General features: G+C 48.4%; 10 protein-coding genes. 3 read left to right on the top strand and 7 right to left on the bottom strand.

Annotated features, from left to right (window positions below; all coding sequences use genetic code 11):
* Positions 1-197: 197 nt before the first annotated feature.
* Both HMPREF9448_RS08775 and HMPREF9448_RS08770 read right to left on the bottom strand, forming a co-directional pair.
* On the bottom strand, positions 198-953 hold the full coding sequence (locus tag HMPREF9448_RS08775) for a DUF2971 domain-containing protein (RefSeq protein ID WP_008862251.1): 756 nt from the start codon (positions 951-953) through the stop codon (positions 198-200).
* 51 nt (positions 954-1,004) lie between these two features.
* Positions 1,005-2,384, bottom strand: a complete 1,380-nt coding sequence (locus HMPREF9448_RS08770; RefSeq protein WP_008862250.1) for an aldehyde dehydrogenase — start codon at positions 2,382-2,384, stop codon at positions 1,005-1,007.
* 277 nt (positions 2,385-2,661) lie between these two features.
* Between HMPREF9448_RS08770 and HMPREF9448_RS08765 the strand changes: the two genes are divergently transcribed.
* The 3 genes from HMPREF9448_RS08765 to HMPREF9448_RS08755 are packed head-to-tail and all read left to right on the top strand — an operon-like array spanning position 2,662 to position 8,422.
* Positions 2,662-4,092, top strand: a complete 1,431-nt coding sequence (locus HMPREF9448_RS08765; protein WP_008862249.1) for an efflux transporter outer membrane subunit — start codon at positions 2,662-2,664, stop codon at positions 4,090-4,092.
* Between the two features lie 18 nt (positions 4,093-4,110).
* Positions 4,111-5,247, top strand: a complete 1,137-nt coding sequence (locus tag HMPREF9448_RS08760; protein WP_008862248.1) for an efflux RND transporter periplasmic adaptor subunit — start codon at positions 4,111-4,113, stop codon at positions 5,245-5,247.
* Between the two features lie 22 nt (positions 5,248-5,269).
* Positions 5,270-8,422 carry an efflux RND transporter permease subunit gene (locus HMPREF9448_RS08755; RefSeq protein WP_008862247.1) on the top strand — a complete coding sequence of 1,051 codons (3,153 nt, stop codon included), beginning with the start codon at positions 5,270-5,272 and terminating at the stop codon, positions 8,420-8,422.
* 716 nt (positions 8,423-9,138) lie between these two features.
* Here the strand turns inward: HMPREF9448_RS08755 and HMPREF9448_RS08750 are convergent.
* From HMPREF9448_RS08750 to purL, 5 genes are all read right to left on the bottom strand, one after another.
* Entirely contained in the window at positions 9,139-10,842 is a 1,704-nt protein-coding gene (locus HMPREF9448_RS08750; protein WP_008862246.1) for an acyl-CoA dehydrogenase family protein, read from the bottom strand.
* Between the two features lie 90 nt (positions 10,843-10,932).
* Positions 10,933-11,952, bottom strand: a complete 1,020-nt coding sequence (locus HMPREF9448_RS08745; RefSeq protein WP_008862245.1) for an electron transfer flavoprotein subunit alpha/FixB family protein — start codon at positions 11,950-11,952, stop codon at positions 10,933-10,935.
* Between the two features lie 34 nt (positions 11,953-11,986).
* Complete coding sequence (locus tag HMPREF9448_RS08740) at positions 11,987-12,859, bottom strand: electron transfer flavoprotein subunit beta/FixA family protein (RefSeq protein WP_008862244.1); 873 nt, start codon at positions 12,857-12,859, stop codon at positions 11,987-11,989.
* 182 nt (positions 12,860-13,041) lie between these two features.
* On the bottom strand, positions 13,042-14,445 hold the full coding sequence (locus tag HMPREF9448_RS08735; protein WP_008862242.1) for an amidophosphoribosyltransferase: 1,404 nt from the start codon (positions 14,443-14,445) through the stop codon (positions 13,042-13,044).
* Between the two features lie 89 nt (positions 14,446-14,534).
* Positions 14,535-18,299 carry a phosphoribosylformylglycinamidine synthase gene (gene purL / locus HMPREF9448_RS08730; protein ID WP_083855857.1) on the bottom strand — a complete coding sequence of 1,255 codons (3,765 nt, stop codon included), beginning with the start codon at positions 18,297-18,299 and terminating at the stop codon, positions 14,535-14,537.
* Positions 18,300-18,565: the final 266 nt, after the last annotated feature.

Below are 18,565 nucleotides of genomic sequence, written 5' to 3'. Positions count from 1 at the left end.
CCGCCCGATAAAGGCGGAATCGGGGGATCTTGCTTGTATTCTAACCCCTTCGCCCTATGGGCACTCCCCCTATATTCCTTGTAGGAACACAGGGGGAGAGGTTGAGATGTATTTCTCTTTCGCTTCTGCTCCGATTTTATGAGCCACACCCCGCAATGCTGCGGAGCACGACAAGGGAGGAGTTTAGAAGTGGCCCTCTATTCATTTTTTTTTGAATTAGAATATTTTAGTTGATTCACCAAAGGACCTTCGGAAATATTTCCGTCCATATTATATTGACTCAAAAATAGGAGATGATTGTCTTGGTTAAAACACTTTGATTCGAGTTTATGAATTGTTTCACGTAATTTATCGTACTTATTAAAATTAGATCCTAAGCAAATGTACAAAATACAATTTTTTATTGATAAAAATTGTATTTCAGGTATATTTAAAATAAAAAGTCTTCGTTCGTGTTCTTGTTCCCAATCAATATGTTTTTTATAAAAAATGTCTTTGTAGTGACATTTTAGAAGTTCTTCCGGGGAACTGTATATAGGATTAGGCTTTGATATATTGTATAGCTTGTCTGTATATTCGATATTTTCTATTTTATAGAATGTCGTTTTTAGGATATTTTCGTTTTGTTTTAGGAAAAGATTTTCATTTATAATAATACAAGCTCCGGTGCTATTTTGAGCATATTGAGCCCACATGCGAGGATGGTTGATTCCGCTGAGAAGTCGATGTTTATACAAGTAGTCTTGAGAAAAGCAAAGTATCTTACAGTGGTTCTTTATATAATTCTTCGTTTGGGCTAATCTTCGTCCGTTGATGAAATAGTAGTGTGGTATATTATTTTCGTTTAAATCGTTAAGTTTTTTAAAATCGGATAATTTTAAACTCATGGTTTCTAAAATACGGATTAAGTTTTCCGATGATGTAAAATGATAGAGGTATTCGTTATTAATCATAGGAGATTTATACGATTATTAATTTGAATAGTAGAATTTTAATGTGGTTAATTATTTCATCAATCGTTTAAGCCATTTGAGTTTGTCGGCATATGGCGGGAATTTGAAATTGGGATAGAGGTGCAGAGAGGAGTTGACGATGCTGCGGCAATGACTGAATGTCTCGAAACTTTCGCGGCCGTGGTAGGCTCCCATTCCGCTGTTCCCGATTCCTCCGAAGGGGAGGTTTCCGTTGGCGGTTTGTACGATGGTGTCGTTGATACAGGCTCCGCCCGATGTGGTGTGTTGTATCATGTAGCGTGCCCGTTTTTTGCTGCGGGTAAAGTAGTAGAGGGCGAGGGGTTTTTCCCTGTCGTTGACGTATTCGACACAGTCGTCGATGTCGTCGAACGGGAGTACGGGGAGTATGGGGCCGAAGATTTCGTCGGTGAGCAGGGGGGATTGCGGGGGTATGTCGGTGAGCAGCGTGGGGGCCATGTATCGGTCGGAGGGATCGTTTGTGCCTCCGCAAAGCATCGTGCCGTGCGAGAGGAGCGCCGACAGGCGGTCGAAATGCCGAGCATTGACGATACGGGGATAATCGGGGCTTTGTTGTGGATTTTCGCCGTATTGACGGGTGATTTCGTCACGAATATGTTCTGTGAGTTTGTCTTGGACTTTGCGATGTACCATGAGGTAGTCGGGGGCTACGCAGGTTTGTCCGCAGTTGAGGAACTTGCCCCATACGATGCGGCGTGCGGCGGCTTTCAAATCGGCATCGTCATCGACGATACAGGGACTTTTTCCTCCCAGTTCGAGTGTGACGGGGGTGAGGTGGCGAGATGCGGCTTGCATGACGTGACGCCCGTATTCGACACTTCCTGTGTAGAAGATGTAATCGAATCGTTCTTGCAGGAGTAGCTCGGTGGTTTCCCGATCGGCATCGGTAACGGCGATGTACTCTTCCTCGAAACATTCGTCGATAAGTTCTTGCAGAGCGGCTGCCGTACGGGGTGCTTCGCCCGATGGTTTGACGATGGCACAGTTACCGGCCGCTATGGCTCCGATAAGGGGGGATAAAGCTAATTGTAGCGGGTAATTCCACGGGGCAATGATGAGTGTACAACCGTATGGCTCGTAGTGAATGCGACTTTTCGAGCCGAAAAGAAAGAGGGGGGTGGGACGATGTCGGTCGCGAGCCCAGCTTTGCAAGTGATTTTTTGTCGTCCGTATTTCGTGAAGTAGGAATCCGATTTCGGTGGCATAGCTTTCGAATGCAGATTTTCCCAAGTCGGCATGCAGGGCTTCACCGAGTTGTTTTTCCCGACTAACGAGAGCTTCGGCCAAGCGGTCGAGAGCACATAGCCGGAATGGAATTTCTCGTGTGATGTGTTCGTTGAAGAATGCTTTTTGAAGTTTTACCAAACGGGTGTATTTATCATTTGTCATCATTCGATTTTTTTGATAAAGATAGCGAATTGTTTCGTAGGAAGGAAAATTCGGAACTGAATCTTTGAGGAGGTCGATTTTCTATGGTGTGACTCGATAAGCGTTTTCCGCTTTCTCTTACAGGTGGGAGAGGTTCGATAAAGGCGGAAGGAGGCAGGAGTTTGGATTTTTGTAAACTATTTCGAATTACGACCGTTATAATTTATTATCGAAAAAGGCGTTGTCTCGAAAATTTATTTCGATTGAACGATATAAATCAATTAAGAAGCTGTTTAACGTTATGTGTAAAGTTTTTTTTATTCGAAGTCGGCTTGTTGCGTCGGTATTGATTCTCCTTTGCGGAGGGGCTGTTTATGCCCAGCAACCGGCTACTCGTTATTTGTCTGACGACATACCGAAGGCGTGGACTCCCGATACATTGTTTTCGCAGCAGTTGCCTCCTGAGGATTTATGGTGGAGCGAATTTAACGATGCTTGTCTCGACACGTTGATTCAAGAGGCGGTGGACAGTAACCATAATTTGTTGGCGGCCGCTGATCGCATACGTATGGCCAGAGCGGCTTGGCGTATGGAACAGAGTGGTTTCTATCCGTCGGTGAATTTTTCGGCCGGTTGGACGAAGACCCGTAATAGCGGTTATCTGGGGCGAGAGGCTGCCGATAACACTTATTCCCAATATGCTTCGGGTGATTTGTCGGTGAGTTGGGAAATCGATTTGTTCGGTTCGATACGTCAGAGGGCCAAAGCGAAGAAAGAGTTGTTCCGTGCTTCCCGGGACGAATATAACGGGACGATGGTGTCTCTGTGTGCCCAAGTGGCGACTGCTTATATGACATTGCGCACGTATCAGCAACAGTATATCGTGGCCGAGAGCAATATCCAATCGCAACGGAGTATCCTGCATATTACGGAGGTGAGGTACGAGACCGGATTGGCGTCGCAACTCGACGTTTCGCAAGCCAAGACGGTTTATTTCAATACAAAGGCTTCTTTGCCGTCTCTTGAAGCGGGTATAGAGAAACAGATCAATATTATCGCTATTTTGTTGGGGAAGTATCCCGATGAGTTGCGTCCGATGCTTCGGACGACAAAGCCGTTGCCCGATTATCAGAGGTTAGTGGGTATAGGTATTCCCATGAATTTGCTCCGCCGCCGTCCTGATGTGAGGCAGGCCGAACGGACGGTAGCATCGTATGCGGCTTCGGTGGGTGCAGCCAAGTCTGATTTTATGCCGAAATTGTATTTGAACGGCAGTATCGGATTCGCTTCCAGAGATATGGACCATTTTTTCAATAAGAGGAGTGTGACCTATCAGTTGGCTCCTACGGTCTCGTGGCCTTTGTTTCAAGGGACACAGCGCATACAGGCTTTGGCATCGGCGAGGGCTCAGCTCGATAGCGGCATAGAGCAGTATAACCAAACCGTGTTGACGGCTGTCCAAGAGGTGGAGAATGCCATGAACAGTTATACGCATATCGTCAAACAAATTTCGATGTTGAAAGAGCTGGTGGCCGAGGGTGAAAAGACGTTGTCGCTCTCGCTCGACTTGTATAAGCGAGGCTTGTCGGGGTTCCAAAATGTACTCGATGCGCAGCGCTCATTGCTTTCGTATCAAAATTCTTATGTGTCGGCGCAGGGAAACGCCATCAATGCGCTTATTCTTTTATATCAATCGCTGGGTGGCGGTTGGATAGATTCGAGTCAACCCTAAAATTAAAATTCATATTTTATGAGACGTTTGTTTTCTTATATGCCGATAGTGGCTGTGGCTGTATTGTTTTCGCTTTTTTCCTGCCAATCGAAAAAGGGGGAGAAGCAAAGTGGCGATGTTCGGCTGCCCGAAATATCGGTGGCTTATCCGGCGGTCGATTCGGTGGTTTTGATAAAGAGTTATCCGGGTTACCTTACTTCGTTACAAACCGTCGATCTGGTGGCTCGTGTAAACGGATATCTGCAACAGGTGGCCTATACGCCGGGTGAGATCGTAAAGAAGGGACAGTTGCTTTTCGTTATCGAACCTTCGCAATACGAGGATGCCGTGGAACAGGCCGAGGCAGCGTTGAAAACGGCTCAGGCACAGTATGATTATGCAGAGAATAATTACACCCGAATGAAAGAGGCGGCGCAAAGCGATGCCATCAGTACGATCGATTTGATACAGGCGGAGTCGAAATTGGAACAAAGTAGGGCCTCTGTTCGGAATGCCGAGGCTGCGTTGTCGACGGCTCGCATACAGTTGGGGTATTGTTATGTGAAAGCCCCGTTCGAGGGCCGGATATCACGCAATTTGTACGATGTGGGTAATTATATCAGCGGGTCTTTGCAATCGACGAAGTTGGCGACTATTTATCAGGATAAGAAAATGTATGCCTATTTCAATATCGAGGATAATCAATATTTGAAAATGTTGCTGAACCAGAGCAAAGGTAAACATTCCGTACCGAGCGACCGTGTGGAGATTCTTTTTCAGGAGCCTACCAGCCGCAGTTATTACGGCAGACTCGATTATTTGTCGCCGAATGTGGACTTGTCGACGGGAACGCTTTCGATACGGGCCGAGGTGGATAATCCTGCCGGCGAGTTGAAGAGTGGTTTGTATATTTCTATCCGGTTGCCGTATGGTAGCCGCGAGCATGCGATATTGGTGAGGGAGGCTTCTATTGCCACAGACCAACTTGGCAAGTATATGTATGTGGTGAGCGATTCTAATGTGGTGGAATATCGCCCTGTGGAGACGGGACAGTTGGTTAACGATACTTTGAGAGTGATCGACAAGGGGATTTCACCTACCGATCGTTATGTTACAAAGGCTTTGTTGAAAGTGAGAGCGGGCATGCCGGTTCGTCCGGTTTTGGAAAAGAATTAATGGTTCCTAAAAATGAATGGGTATGATTTCGAAATTTTTTATTAACAGGCCTATTTTCGCTACGGTCATCGCCATTGTTATGGTGCTGGTGGGATTGGTTACCATCTATACGCTCCCGGTCGCCCAGTTTCCCGATATAACACCTCCTACGGTACAGGTGACCGCTGTATATCCCGGGGCGAGTGCCGAGACGGTGGCGAAAACGGTAGGTGTACCTATCGAGGAGCAGGTGAACGGTGTGGACGGAATGATTTATATGAGTTCATCGTCTTCGTCGTCGGGGCAATATACGCTGACCGTTACTTTCGAGGTGGGAACCGATATAGATATGGCGACCGTGTTGGTACAGAACCGGGTGAACATAGCGCAGGGAAATTTACCGGAGGCTGTCATACAACAGGGAATTATCACGAAGAAGCAGTCTACCAACATCGTCATGTTCTTGGCGTTGGAATCGGATAACCCATTGTATAACAGTTTATATCTGTCGAATTATGCCAAGTTGAACATTACCGACGAGTTGTCCCGTTTGCCGGGAGTAGGCGGTGTGACGGTGTTCGGCGCCGATAATTACAGCATGCGTATCTGGCTCGACCCGGAGTTGATGCGTATACGGAGCCTTACGCCGGCCGATGTCTATTCGGCTATTCAGGCACAAAATATGGAGGTGTCGGCCGGTAGTGTGGGACAACCTCCTACGGATACGGACGAGGCTTTCCAGTTTACATTGGTTTCGAAAGGCCGCCTTTCTACGCCGGAGGAGTTCGGACGGATCATCATCAAGTCGTTGCCCGGCGGGGAATATCTGAGGTTGCGCGACATCGCTACCATAGATTTGGGAAGTGCGACTTACCATACGACATCGACTATTAACGGTAAGGAAACGGCGGCTATCGCCATTTATCAGTTGCCGGGGTCTAATTCTCTCGATGTGGCGAAAGCCGTGAAAGCGAAGATGATGGATTTGAGCCGTTATTTCCCGAACGATGTGCGATATAAGGTGGTGCTCGATACGACTCAATTCGTGAGTGCATCTATCGATGAGGTATTGGTTACGTTTGTGGAGACCTCTCTTATCGTGATGCTGGTCATTCTTATTTTCTTACAAAATTTCAGGGCGATGATTATTCCTTCTCTGACCATACCGGTTTCGCTTATCGCAACATTTGCCGTGATGAAGTTGATGGGATTTTCTATCAATACGCTTACTCTTTTCGGCCTTGTTTTGGCGATAGCTATCGTGGTGGACGATGCGATCGTAGTGGTCGAAAATTCGACCCGGCTTATCGATACGGGAAAGTATAGTCGCAAGGAGGCGGTCGAGAAGGCTATGGAGGAGATTACGAGTCCGGTTATCGGCGTGGTATTGGTGTTATTGGCCGTGTTTATCCCGACAGCTTTTATCGGTGGTATCACAGGAGAACTGTATAAACAATTCGCTTTGACGATCGCTGTCGCTACCGTATTCAGCGGGTTCAATTCGCTGACGTTTACTCCGGCTTTGTGCGCATTGTTTCTCCAACCGACCCGCGAACCTTCGTTTTTCTTGTACAAGTGGTTTAATAAGGGATATGGAGCGACTTTGAACGGATATGTGAAAGTTATCGGCTCGATGTTGCGTAAACCTTTGGTGTCGTTGTCGGCTTTTATCGTGTTGGCTTTGGTTGCTTTCTATGGATTTGCCAAGTGGCCGACTTCGTTTATTCCACAGGAAGATCAAGGTTATTTTATCGTGTCGGTGCAGTTGCCCAATGCCGCATCGATGGAACGGACCCGCAAGGTTTGCGATGATTTGAATCGAATTATACAGTCGTACCCCGAAGTGGAAAATGCCTTGAATATCGTGGGCTTTTCGGCGTTACAGGGTGGAAGTTCGTCCAATTCGGCAACGTTTTTCGTGGTGCTGAAACCCTGGGACGACCGGAAGGGGAAAGAACATAGCGTGTTTAATGTGGTGGAGCGGCTGAACCGGGATGCATCTGTTTTGCAAGAGGCTATCGTGTTTGCCGTCAATCCGCCGGCTATCAGCGGACTGGGTGTTTCGGGCGGTCTCGAAATGCAACTCGAAGATCGTAGCAATTTGGGGGCGGGCGAATTGGAATCCGCAGCGAATGCTTTGATCGGTAATATCGGTAGCGAGCCGGCCTTGATGCAGATAAACTCGATGTTTCAAGGGAATACCCCGCAATATGCATTGAATATAGATCGCGATAAGGTGGAGATGCAGGGGCTTACTCTCAGCAGTGTTTTCTCGGCTTTGTCGTATTATATGGGATCGGCTTATGTGAATGATTTCGTGGAGTTCGGCCGTATCTATCAGGTGAAGTTGGGCGCTCAGGCCGGAGCGAGGGCTCATATCGACGATGTGATGAAACTGAGCGTGCGAAACCGGGACGGTAACATGGTTCCGTTTTCTTCGTTTACACAGGTCGAGGAGACGATGGGACTGAATTTAGTAAGCCGGTACAATATGTATTCATCGGCTGCACTCACGGCGATACCGGCTCCGGGGATAAGTTCGTCGGAGGGTATGGCGGCTATGGAGCGATTGGTCCGGAATACACTGGGTACGAATTTCGGATATAGTTGGACGGGGGAGGCTTATCAAGAGAGTCAGAGCGGTTCTACGGTAGGGCTTATCTTCGGACTTGCGATATTGATCGTGATTCTGGTGCTGGCTGCCCAGTACGAAAGTTGGACTAACCCGATAGCCGTGATACTGAGTTTGCCCACTGCCATATTGGGGACGGTGCTGGGGTGTATTGTCATGAGTTTGTCTATCAGTATTTACAGTCAGATAGGGTTGATTTTGCTTATCGCTTTGTCGGCCAAAAATGCTATCCTCATTATCGAGTTTGCCATGGATTACCGCAAGCAGGGCGAGTCTATCCGGCAATCGGCGATGGAGGCGGGGAGGTTACGCCTGCGACCTATCTTGATGACTTCGTTCGCTTTTATCTTCGGGGTTCTTCCGCTGATGTTCGCGACAGGTGCGGGAGCCGAAAGTCGTATAGCTTTGGGTACGGCTGTCGTGTTCGGTATGGCGATGAATACGGTATTGGGTACGTTGTTTGTTCCTAATTTTTATGAATTGATGGAGACTGTTCAAGAGCGCTGGTTGTCGAAGGTATTCAAAGATAGTGGTGAAAAGGGAACGACTAATTCAGTAGATTAGGATACTATATCTTTATTCCTTTTTGTTATTCTTGCAACCCCTCCGTCTTTCGGACACTTTCTCTATCGGCAGGGGGAGGATTGTGCTACAAAGGACTTTCTTTCTCTGCCAAAGAAAGTCCTTGTTACACTAATTCACTTTATTTGTTCATTCTTCTCAACAGCGAGAAGAACGAACCAAGAAGCGCCGCCGCTGTTATCGGGCTTTTGGGTTCGTCGCTACGGTCGCCGTCGGGGTCTGCGGAACTCGCTTCGCTCGGACAGTCCTCGCCCTTTTTCCTCCGTCTTTCTTACGACTTCACCGACCGATAAAGGCGGGGATTTTGCTCGTGCTTTTGCTAGTCTTTTTAACCCCCTCGCCCTTCGGGCACTCCCCCTATATTCCTTTCAGGAACACAGAGGGAGAGGAGGGTTACCTCTATTATCTCTACTGAGGGTCTTTTTAAGACCTCTCCTCATCGCCATGCTCCTCGGCTCTCCCCTATATTTTGCTGCGCAAAAACACCCCGCCATGCTGCGGGACACAGGGGAGGAGGGTGAGATGTATTTCCCTTTCGCTTCTGCTCCGATTTTATGAGCCACACCCCGCAATGCAGCGGGGCACGGCAGGGAAGAAGTGGAATCATACTGAATTTTCGTTTGGCTTTATTTCCGATATAAAAAAGGAGGTATCCCAGATAAATGGGATACTTCCTCGAATGATATGAAATGTTGCGTTTATTTGCGATAAGCGGCTATCATTTCGGGATTGAAGCGTTCGATAAACGCGGCGTGTTTGGCAACTTCTGCTTCGCCGAAGTTAATGTATACTTCGGCCGACTGCCGGAACGATTCGTTACGAGTGGCATCGTTGAGCAGGAGGTGGCCCATGATGACATGGCCGGCCATTTCGACCATGCGGCGTGCTTGGAAGTCGATGTATTCGTTGTCTTTCGTTGCAGTGACGGTTTCGACAGCTTTTACGTAGGCGGCTTTCATAGCTTTGAGGCGGTCGCGCAGAGGTTCCAGTTCGGGCGCGATTTCAGCAGCTTCGTATGCTTCGATCTGATGCAGATATGTGCCGGTGGTGACGTGGCGAATAGCTGCCACGACTTGCAACTGGGTGGTTCCTTCGTAGATAGAAGTGATGCGGGCATCGCGGTAGATGCGTTCGCAAGCGTAGTCTTTCATGAAACCGGACCCTCCGTGTACTTGCACGCAGTCATAGGCGTTTTGATTGCAGAATTCGCTGGACATGCCTTTCGCCATAGGGGTGAATGCGTCGGCCAGTTTTTGGTAGGCTTTCATTTCGGCACGTTCTTCGGGTTCGAGCGAGCGTTCTTTGGCAATGTCTTCGTATGCTTTGTACATGTCTACGAATCGTGTCGTTTCGTAAAGCAGCGAGCGTGAAGCGTCGAGTTTGGCTTTCATCAAAGAGATCATTTCGAAAACGGCGGGGAACTCGATGATGGCTTGCCCGAATTGTTTGCGGTCGCGTGCATAGGCAATGGCTTCACGGTATGCCGCTTCGGAAACGCCGACAGATTGTGCGGCGATACCAAGACGGGCTCCGTTCATCAATGCCATGACGTATTTGATAAGACCCAATTTGCGGCTTCCGCAGAGTTCGGCTTTGGCATTTTTGAACACCAATTCGCAGGTGGGAGACCCTTTGATACCCATTTTGTTTTCGATACGGCGAACGGTTACACCGCCGTCGTTGCGGTCGTAGATGAACATGGAGAGTCCGCGTCCGTCTTTGGTTCCTTCTTCGGAACGGGCCAGCACGAGTGCAATGTGTCCGTCACCGTTGGTGATGAACCGTTTCACTCCGTTGAGATACCAGCAGCCGTCGGCCTCGCTGTATGTGGCTTTGAGCATGACGGCTTGCAAGTCGGAACCGGCATCGGGTTCGGTGAGGTCCATCGCCATAGTTTCGCCGGCACAAACGCGCGGCAGGTATTTTTGCTTTTGTTCTTCATTGGCAAATTCGTAAATGGTTTCGGCGCAGTCTTGCAATCCCCAGATGTTTACGAATCCGGCATCGGCGCGGCTTACCATGTCGGCAGCCATGATGTAGGGAACCAACGAGAAGTTGAGCCCGTTGTAGCGACGGGGGATAGAGATACCCATCAATCCGGCTTTTACCAGAGCGTCGAGGTTTTTTTGCGTGCCTTTGGCATATACGACATGTCCGTCGACAACGTGCGGACCTTCGTGGTCTACGTCTTCGGCATTGGCTGCAACGATTTCGCCGCTTATCTCGCCTGCTATTTCGAGCACTTTTTCATAACTATCCATGGCGTCTTCGAAATTGAAGGGCGCATAGTCGTATTTTTTGGCATCGGAGTAATTCCGTTCCCGTAAAGCCACCAGCTTCTTCATGAGCGGGTGGTTCAAGTGATGTTTGAGATCACTGTTATCTAAATAAAAATTAGCCATTGTTCTGTATTATTTATTGTATTATAATTTAACTCTCTATCTTTGATTTGTCACAAGACTTTGTCTTATCGACAGAATCGAAAATATGTTTTATTTGGAGTTTTTCTTATAATATTTGATCAGCTTCGGAATTACTTCTTCGACCGTACCCGTGATCACATAGTCGGCTATCGTATTGATAGGTGCGTTAGGATCGCTGTTGATAGAGATGATGATGGAGCTGTCTTGCATACCGGCGATGTGTTGTATCTGTCCAGAGATACCGCAGGCGATATAGAGCTTGGGGCGAACCGTGACACCGGTTTGTCCGATTTGACGTTCGTGCTCGATGTATCCGGCGTCGACCGCAGCGCGGGAAGCTCCTACCTCGGCTCCCAATGTAGCCGCCAAGTCGAACAGCATGTCGAAGTTTTCTTTCGATCCCATACCGTAACCGCCGGCTACGATGATGGATGCGCCTTTGACGTTGGCTTTGGATTTTTCCATCTGGCGATCGATGACTTCTACCACAAAGTCGGTGTCGGAAACGTATTTTTTCGGATCCAGTTTAACAACTTCTCCTTTGTAAGCGGGATCGTAAATTTCTTTTTTCATCACGCCTTCGCGAACCGTCGCCATTTGAGGACGGCATTCGGGGTTAACGATCGTCGCTACGATGTTGCCTCCGAAAGCGGGACGAATCTGATACAACAGATTTTCGTATGTCTTATTGTTCTTTTTGTCCTCGTGGGGACCTATTTCCAACGCGGTGCAGTCGGCCGTGAGTCCGCTGTGCAGCGAAGAGGAAACCCGCGGACCGAGGTCGCGACCGATACTGGTGGCTCCCATCAGGCAAACCTGAGGTTTCTGTTCTTTGAATAAATTTACCAATACCGAGGTATGTGGCAACGAGGTGTAGGGGTAGAGGCGAGGATCGTCTACGGTATAGACGGTATCGACTCCATAGGGGAATACTTGTTTTTCCACACCGTCGAGGTTGCTACCGATCACCAGTGCTTCGAGTTTACAATTCAGTTGATTGGCCAGCGAGCGACCTTTTGTGAGCAGTTCGAGGCTCACATCGGCGATGATGCCGTCTTCTATTTCGCAATATACAATCAGATTGTTCATAATCGTTAGTTTTTTAGTTCATAGTACACGGGCATTAACCAATCGTGTGGTTGGCGATCAATTCTTTGACAAGGTCTTCGATTTCGTTGTCGGCAGCCGTGAGTCGTTTGCTTTCCTTTGCTTGGAATACAACGTTTTGTACGGCTTTTACTTTGGTGGGAGAACCGGCAAGACCTACTTGATCGAGGTCGGCATCGACATCGTTTACACTCCATTCGTAAAGGTTGAGGGCCGGACGCTGTTCATAGAGTTTCAAGCATTCTTCGCTCAGTCCTTGTTTTTCGCTCGGTGTCTTGGCGTATTTGTAACGTTGTATGAGCTTCGCGTTGCGAGGACGGCATTCATCGGCCGAACCGTTGACCGTGATGACTGCGGGCAGGGGAACTACGACGGTTTCTATCCCGCGTTCGAGACGACGTTTCACGGTGGCTTTCCCGTTTTCTATGCTCAGAATTTGCTCGGCATAGGTGACTTGGGGGATTCCCAATTTTTCGGCGATTTGAGGGCCTACCTGAGCCGTGTCGCCATCGATGGCTTGACGACCTCCCAAGATAATATCATAATCTTTGATTTTGCGTACGGCACACGATAGTGCGTAAGACGTAGCCAATGTGTCGGCTCCGGCAAAGGCACGGTCGGTCAATACGATACCTCCGTCCGCTCCACGGAATAAACCTTCCCGAATAATTTCGGCGGCACGAGGAGGACCCATCGTAAGCAGGGTAATCGTCGATCCCGGGTTTTGTTCTTTCAGTTGCAGAGCCTGTTCCAAGGCGTTCAAATCTTCGGGGTTGAAGATAGCAGGCAAGGCGGCACGGTTGATCGTTCCGTCCTCTTTCATGGCATCCTTCCCCACATTTCTGGTATCGGGCACTTGTTTTGCCAATACTACGATTTTAAGACTCATAATTTAATGTGAGATTTATGATTTATAAATATTCGTATATTCTGTGTCGATTCATTGACTCGCAAAATTACAAAAATGATTGTTATTTTCAATCTTTTAGGCGAAAAAACCGTTATGCCGCCCGGCGAGAACAGATGATCGGACGGCATAACGAGCCGGGGTTTTATTCGGTTCTGACGGGCTTATTCGTAGCTGCTGCCGTCGAAACAGTGCGTGCAGATACATTCCTTAGGAAGCCCGATCGATTCGACTAGTGTTTCTAACGGGTTGAATTTTAATGAGGTAATGTTCAGCTTTTTACAAATGCAGTTTACCATACAATTGTATTGGGGCGACCCGGTGCGTGCATAAGCTGCGACATTTTTATCGGGGTTACCCTCTATCTCGGCGATGGTGCGACGGGTAATAAGCTCCATTTCGCTTTTGGAGGCCGTGAAGTTAAGAAACTTACACGGGTACAGGAGAGGGGGACAACTGATGCGCATGTGAACTTCTTTGGCTCCATAGCGGTAGAGATCGGATACATTGTCTCTCAGTTGCGTACCGCGGACGATGGAGTCGTCGCAGAATACGACCCGTTTTCCGTCGAGCATGCTTTTGTTGGGTATGAGTTTCATTTTGGCTACCAGCTCGCGCATGGCTTGATTGGAAGGGGTGAAGCTGCGAGGCCAAGTGGGGGTATATTTGACGATACCTCTCCGGTAGGGAATTTGTTTACCTACGGCATATCCGAGAGCCATGCCTACACCGGAATCGGGGATGCCGGAGACGAAATCGGCTTCGATGTCGTCTTTTTTACCCATTTCGAAGCCAGTGTGAAAGCGCATCTCTTCGACATTCTTCCCTTCGTATTCGCAGGCGGGATATCCGTAATATACCCATAGGAAGGAGCATATCTGCATTTTTTTACCGGGCTGGTTGAGCGATTCATAACCATCGGCTGTCAACCGGACGATTTCTCCGGGACGTATGTCGTAACAGAGTTCGTATCCGAGGTTCGGGAAGCTGCATGTTTCGGACGATACGGCGTAGCCGTTATCTCCCCGTCCGACGAGGATAGGCGAACGACCGTATTTGTCGCGAGCGGCGATAATGCCTTGCTCGGTGAGTAAAAGCATGGAACAAGACCCTTTGATTTTTTCCTGTACCAAGCGGATGCCGTCGACATAGTCTTTTCCTTGACTGATAATCATCGAAACCAATTCGGATTGGTTGATGATATTGTTACTGTGTTCGCTGAAATGGTTTCCGCTCGCCAGTAGTTCTTTTTCGAGTTCTTCTACGTTGTTTATTTTGGCGACGGTAACGATGGCGAATTTTCCCAAATGGCAACTGATGATGATGGGTTGTGCATCGGTATCGCTGATGACACCGATTCCCGAATTACCAGAGAATTCGGGCAGTTCGGCTTCGAATTTCGAGCGGAAGTAGGAGTTTTCTATATTGTGGATCGCCCGTTTGAAAACGCCATTTTCATACGTCACGATACCGGCACGTTTCGTACCTAAGTGCGAGTTGTAATCTACGCCATAAAAAAGGTCGGTAACGCAAGATTCTTTTTTTATGGTACCAAAAAATCCTCCCATAATGTAATGTTGTCGTGTTGATTATTATTTGATTAAACGAACAGAGCGAGAGGGACATTGTTTCCCTCCCGCCCTGCGGAATATACTTTTTATTTGGTGTGGTGTTCAACCCATTTGCGGGCATTGACAAAAGCCTCGATCCACGGGGTAATCTCGTCGGTTTTTCTGTCGGCAGGATAATGTCCGCACTGCCAGGGGAATATGGCTCGTTCGAGGTGGGGCATCATGGCCAAATGGCGGCCGTCGGCCGACGTGATACCGGCTATACCGTAAGGCGATCCGTTGGGATTTGCCGGATAAGCATCGTAGGTGTATTGGGCTACGATATTGTATCTTTCTTTGTCGTAAGGCAACTCGAATTTACCTTCTCCGTGGGCAACCCATATACCGAGTTTCGAACCCGATAACGAGCCGAACATGACAGAGTTGTTTTCGGGAATTGTCAATCCGATGAACTGAGATTCGAATTTGTGCGAATCGTTGTGTCGCATTTTGGGCTTTTGTTCGTGGTCGGGGGTGAGCAGTCCCAATTCTACCATGAGCTGGCAGCCGTTGCAAATACCGAGACTCAGGGTGTCGGGGCGGTTGTAGAAACGGTCGAGTGCAGCTTTGGCTTTTTCGTTCCAAAGGAATCCTCCTGCCCAGCCTTTTGCCGAACCGAGTACATCGGAATTTGAGAATCCACCGCAGTATACAATCATGTTGATATCGTCGAGCGTTTCGCGGCCACTGATGAGGTCGGTCATGTGCACGTCTTTCACATCGAATCCCGCCAAATAGAGCGAATAGGCCATTTCTCTATCTCCATTAACACCCTTCTCACGAATGATGGCTGCTTTCACACCGGATCGTGTGCGACGATCGGCCGAGATACCGTATTGGGCGAGCGTTCCCGTGAACGAATCGGGGAAATGGAATTGCAGCGGTTGTTCCTTGTAGTTGAGGAAGCGGTCTTTGGCTGCTTTTTCTCCGCTTTGTTTGCAGTCGAGCAGATAGGACGACTCGAACCATACGTCGCGCAAATGATCGATGAAGAATTGATAATCGGCTCCGTCTTTGTGTATGAGCAGATGGCGTTCGTCGCAGGGGCGAGCCAGACGAATAAACGCTACGCCGGCTTTTTTCAATATCTTTTCGACTTCGTCGGTTTTTTCTACTTGAATCAAGATACCCGGGTTTTCGCTGAACAATATCTTAACAAGGTCTTTTTCGGGGATTTCGTCCAACGAAACTTCCAAACCGCCTTCGGTATTGGCAAAATTCATTTCGAGCATCGTGGTTATCATACCACCGGCGGAGATATCGTGTCCTGCCAGAATCAACTCTTTGTTAATTAATTCTTGGACGGCATTGAACGCGTTGGCAAAGTATTCGCTGTCTTGTACGGTGGGAACTTCTTTTCCTATTTTGTCGAGCGATTGGGCGAACGCCGATCCTCCTAATTTGAGCTTGTCGAACGAGAAATCGATGTAGTAGACCGTACTGTCGATTCCCGTGCGGAGGACGGGAGATACGACTTTGCGTATATCCGAGACTTCAGCTCCTGCCGAGATGATGACCGTACCGGGCGAATAGACTTTGTCCTTTCCGTATTTCTGAGTCATGGACAGACTGTCTTTTCCGGTGGGGATATTGATTCCGAGCGAGCAGGCAAAATCGCTGCATGCTTCGACTGCCCGATATAGGCGGGCGTCTTCGCCTTCGTTTTTACAGGGCCACATCCAGTTGGCACTAAGCGAAACGCTGTCTAAACCTTCGGAGAGCGGAGCCCAAACGATATTGGTGAGGGCTTCGGCGATGGAGAGAATAGATCCTGCGGCGGGATCGACCAATGCCGCTTGCGGCGCATGGCCGATAGAGGTGGCGATACCGGCGCGTCCCCGATAGTCGAGGGCAACTACTCCGCAGTCGCTCAATGGGAGTTGTATCTCTCCCTGACATTGTTGGCGGGCAATTTTTCCGGTAACGGAACGGTCCACTTTGTTGGTGAGCCAGTCTTTACAAGCGACTGCTTCGAGTTGGAGCACTCGTTCTACGTATTCGTCGAGTTGCGTTTGATCGTATGTTACGTCTTCGTAAGTTTCTTCGACTGTTCTGTCTGTCATGACGGTACGGGGAGCTTTCCCGAACATGTCTTCCATCGCCAAGTCGATGGGCTTAACACCATCGGTCTGTTCGAATACGAAGCGATGGTCGCCTGTGGTTTCGCCAACTACATAGAACGGAGCCCGTTCACGGTCGGCGATTTGACGAATGTGCTCGATGTCTTCTTCCCGAATGACGATACCCATACGTTCCTGACTTTCGTTACCTACGATTTCTTTGGCCGATAGGGTGGGGTCGCCGACGGGCAGTTGATCCATGTGAATCAATCCGCCAGTTTCTTCTACCAACTCGGAAAGTGCGTTCAAATGGCCTCCGGCTCCGTGGTCGTGAATCGAGACGATGGGATTTTCCTCGGCTTCGGACATCGCCCGAATGACGTTGGATACTCGTTTTTGCATTTCAGGATTGGCTCGTTGTACGGCGTTCAGCTCAATGGCATTGTCGTATTGTCCGGTTTCTACCGATGAGACTGCTCCTCCACCCATACCGATACGATAGTTGTCACCACCCATTACCACTACTTTTTCCCCGGCTACGGGCGTGCCTTTAAGTGCGTCGCGCATGTTGGCGAATCCTACACCGCCGGCGAGCATAATGACTTTGTCGAAAGCAAATTTTTTACCGTTCTCGGCGTGCTCGAATGTGAGCAGGGAGCCGCAGATGAGGGGTTGTCCGAATTTGTTTCCGAAATCAGAAGCTCCGTTAGAGGCCTTAATCAATATTTGTTCGGGCGTTTGATAAAGCCACGGACGAGGTTGCATGGAACCTTCTTCCCATTCCCGTCCTTCTTCCGTACGGGGATAGGCCGTCATATAAACTGCCGTTCCTGCAATAGGTAGGCTGGCACGTCCGCCACCGAGTCGGTCGCGTATTTCACCTCCCGTACCGGTGGCAGCTCCGTTGAAGGGCTCTACGGTCGTGGGGAAATTGTGTGTCTCGGCTTTTAACGAGATGACTGTTTTGATATCTTTTATTTCGAAAAAGTCGGGTTGTTGGGGATTTATCGGAGCGAACTGCTCGACGGTAGGTCCGGCATTGAAAGCCACGTTATCTTTGTATGCCGAAACCAACCGATTGGGATTATATTCCGAGGTCTTTTTTATCAATTTAAAAAGAGAACTTTCTTTTTCTTGACCGTCGATGATGAAGACACCGTTGAAAATTTTATGACGGCAGTGCTCGGAATTGACTTGCGAGAATCCGAAAACTTCGCTGTCGGTTAGTTTCCGTCCGATTTTTTTACTTAGGTCGTTCAGATAGTTTATTTCGTCGGGGCTGAGGGCCAGACCTTCCTGTTCGTTATATGCGGCAAGATCGTCGATGTACACAATGGGATCGGGTTGTTTGTCGATGTCGAAAATTTTACCGTCGATACCGTTGTACAACCGTTGTAGCATTTTGTCGAATTCGGCAGAACCGTCTGTTACAGGGAAAAATTCCTCGATGCGAGAGATACCGGTGAGTCCCATGTTTTGAGTAATCTCTACGGCATTGGTGCTCCACGGGGTAATCATCTCTTTACGGGGCCCGATAAACCAGCCCTTCAACGTTGAAGCAGGGAGAAGCTCGGCATTGTCGAAAAGCCACGATAATTTTTTAGTCTCATCTGCCGAAAAGCTGTGATCGGCCTGAACTGCAATAATGTTTTGAACGGAGGTTTTGAAAAAAATGACCATTGTGTCTTGTTTTTTAGTGGCATGTCTGTTTTTCTTTTTCCCGACTGAAAAATCGAGACAAAGAAAACGTATTTATTTTCGTTGCAAAATTAAGGAAAAACCCTCGTCCACTCAAAAAAAATAGGACAAAACAGTTCCTAATTTTTGGATATTATTCCTTGATGTTCGATTTTTCGAGTATAGGGGAGGGGGTGACTCAACGAGACTCTCAAATGAGGGAAGAGGAGGACGAGTCTTTTCTCTGTATTTGGTACGGTCGAATATAGGGGCATTTTTGCGTTGTGGTTGATGTATGCCTTTTTGCTGTGTCCAACCTTGCCTATGTTCGATAAAATAAG

It is taken from the genome of Barnesiella intestinihominis YIT 11860 (assembly GCF_000296465.1).
Lineage (GTDB): Bacteria > Bacteroidota > Bacteroidia > Bacteroidales > Barnesiellaceae > Barnesiella > Barnesiella intestinihominis.
Note: the sequence above shows the minus strand (reverse complement) of the source record. Positions and strands in the feature narration are given on the sequence as shown.

Bases quoted from the DNA above. Each gene is read 5' to 3' on its own strand.
- HMPREF9448_RS08770 (WP_008862250.1), bottom strand. From the start codon at position 2,384: ATGATGACAAATGATAAATACACCCGTTTGGTAAAACTTCAAAAAGCA.
- HMPREF9448_RS08775 (WP_008862251.1), bottom strand. From the start codon at position 953: ATGATTAATAACGAATACCTCTATCATTTTACATCATCGGAAAACTTA.
- HMPREF9448_RS08745 (WP_008862245.1), bottom strand. From the start codon at position 11,952: ATGAACAATCTGATTGTATATTGCGAAATAGAAGACGGCATCATCGCC.
- HMPREF9448_RS08755 (WP_008862247.1), top strand. From the start codon at position 5,270: ATGATTTCGAAATTTTTTATTAACAGGCCTATTTTCGCTACGGTCATC.
- HMPREF9448_RS08735 (WP_008862242.1), bottom strand. From the start codon at position 14,445: ATGGGAGGATTTTTTGGTACCATAAAAAAAGAATCTTGCGTTACCGAC.
- HMPREF9448_RS08765 (WP_008862249.1), top strand. From the start codon at position 2,662: ATGTGTAAAGTTTTTTTTATTCGAAGTCGGCTTGTTGCGTCGGTATTG.
- HMPREF9448_RS08740 (WP_008862244.1), bottom strand. From the start codon at position 12,859: ATGAGTCTTAAAATCGTAGTATTGGCAAAACAAGTGCCCGATACCAGA.
- HMPREF9448_RS08760 (WP_008862248.1), top strand. From the start codon at position 4,111: ATGAGACGTTTGTTTTCTTATATGCCGATAGTGGCTGTGGCTGTATTG.
- HMPREF9448_RS08750 (WP_008862246.1), bottom strand. From the start codon at position 10,842: ATGGCTAATTTTTATTTAGATAACAGTGATCTCAAACATCACTTGAAC.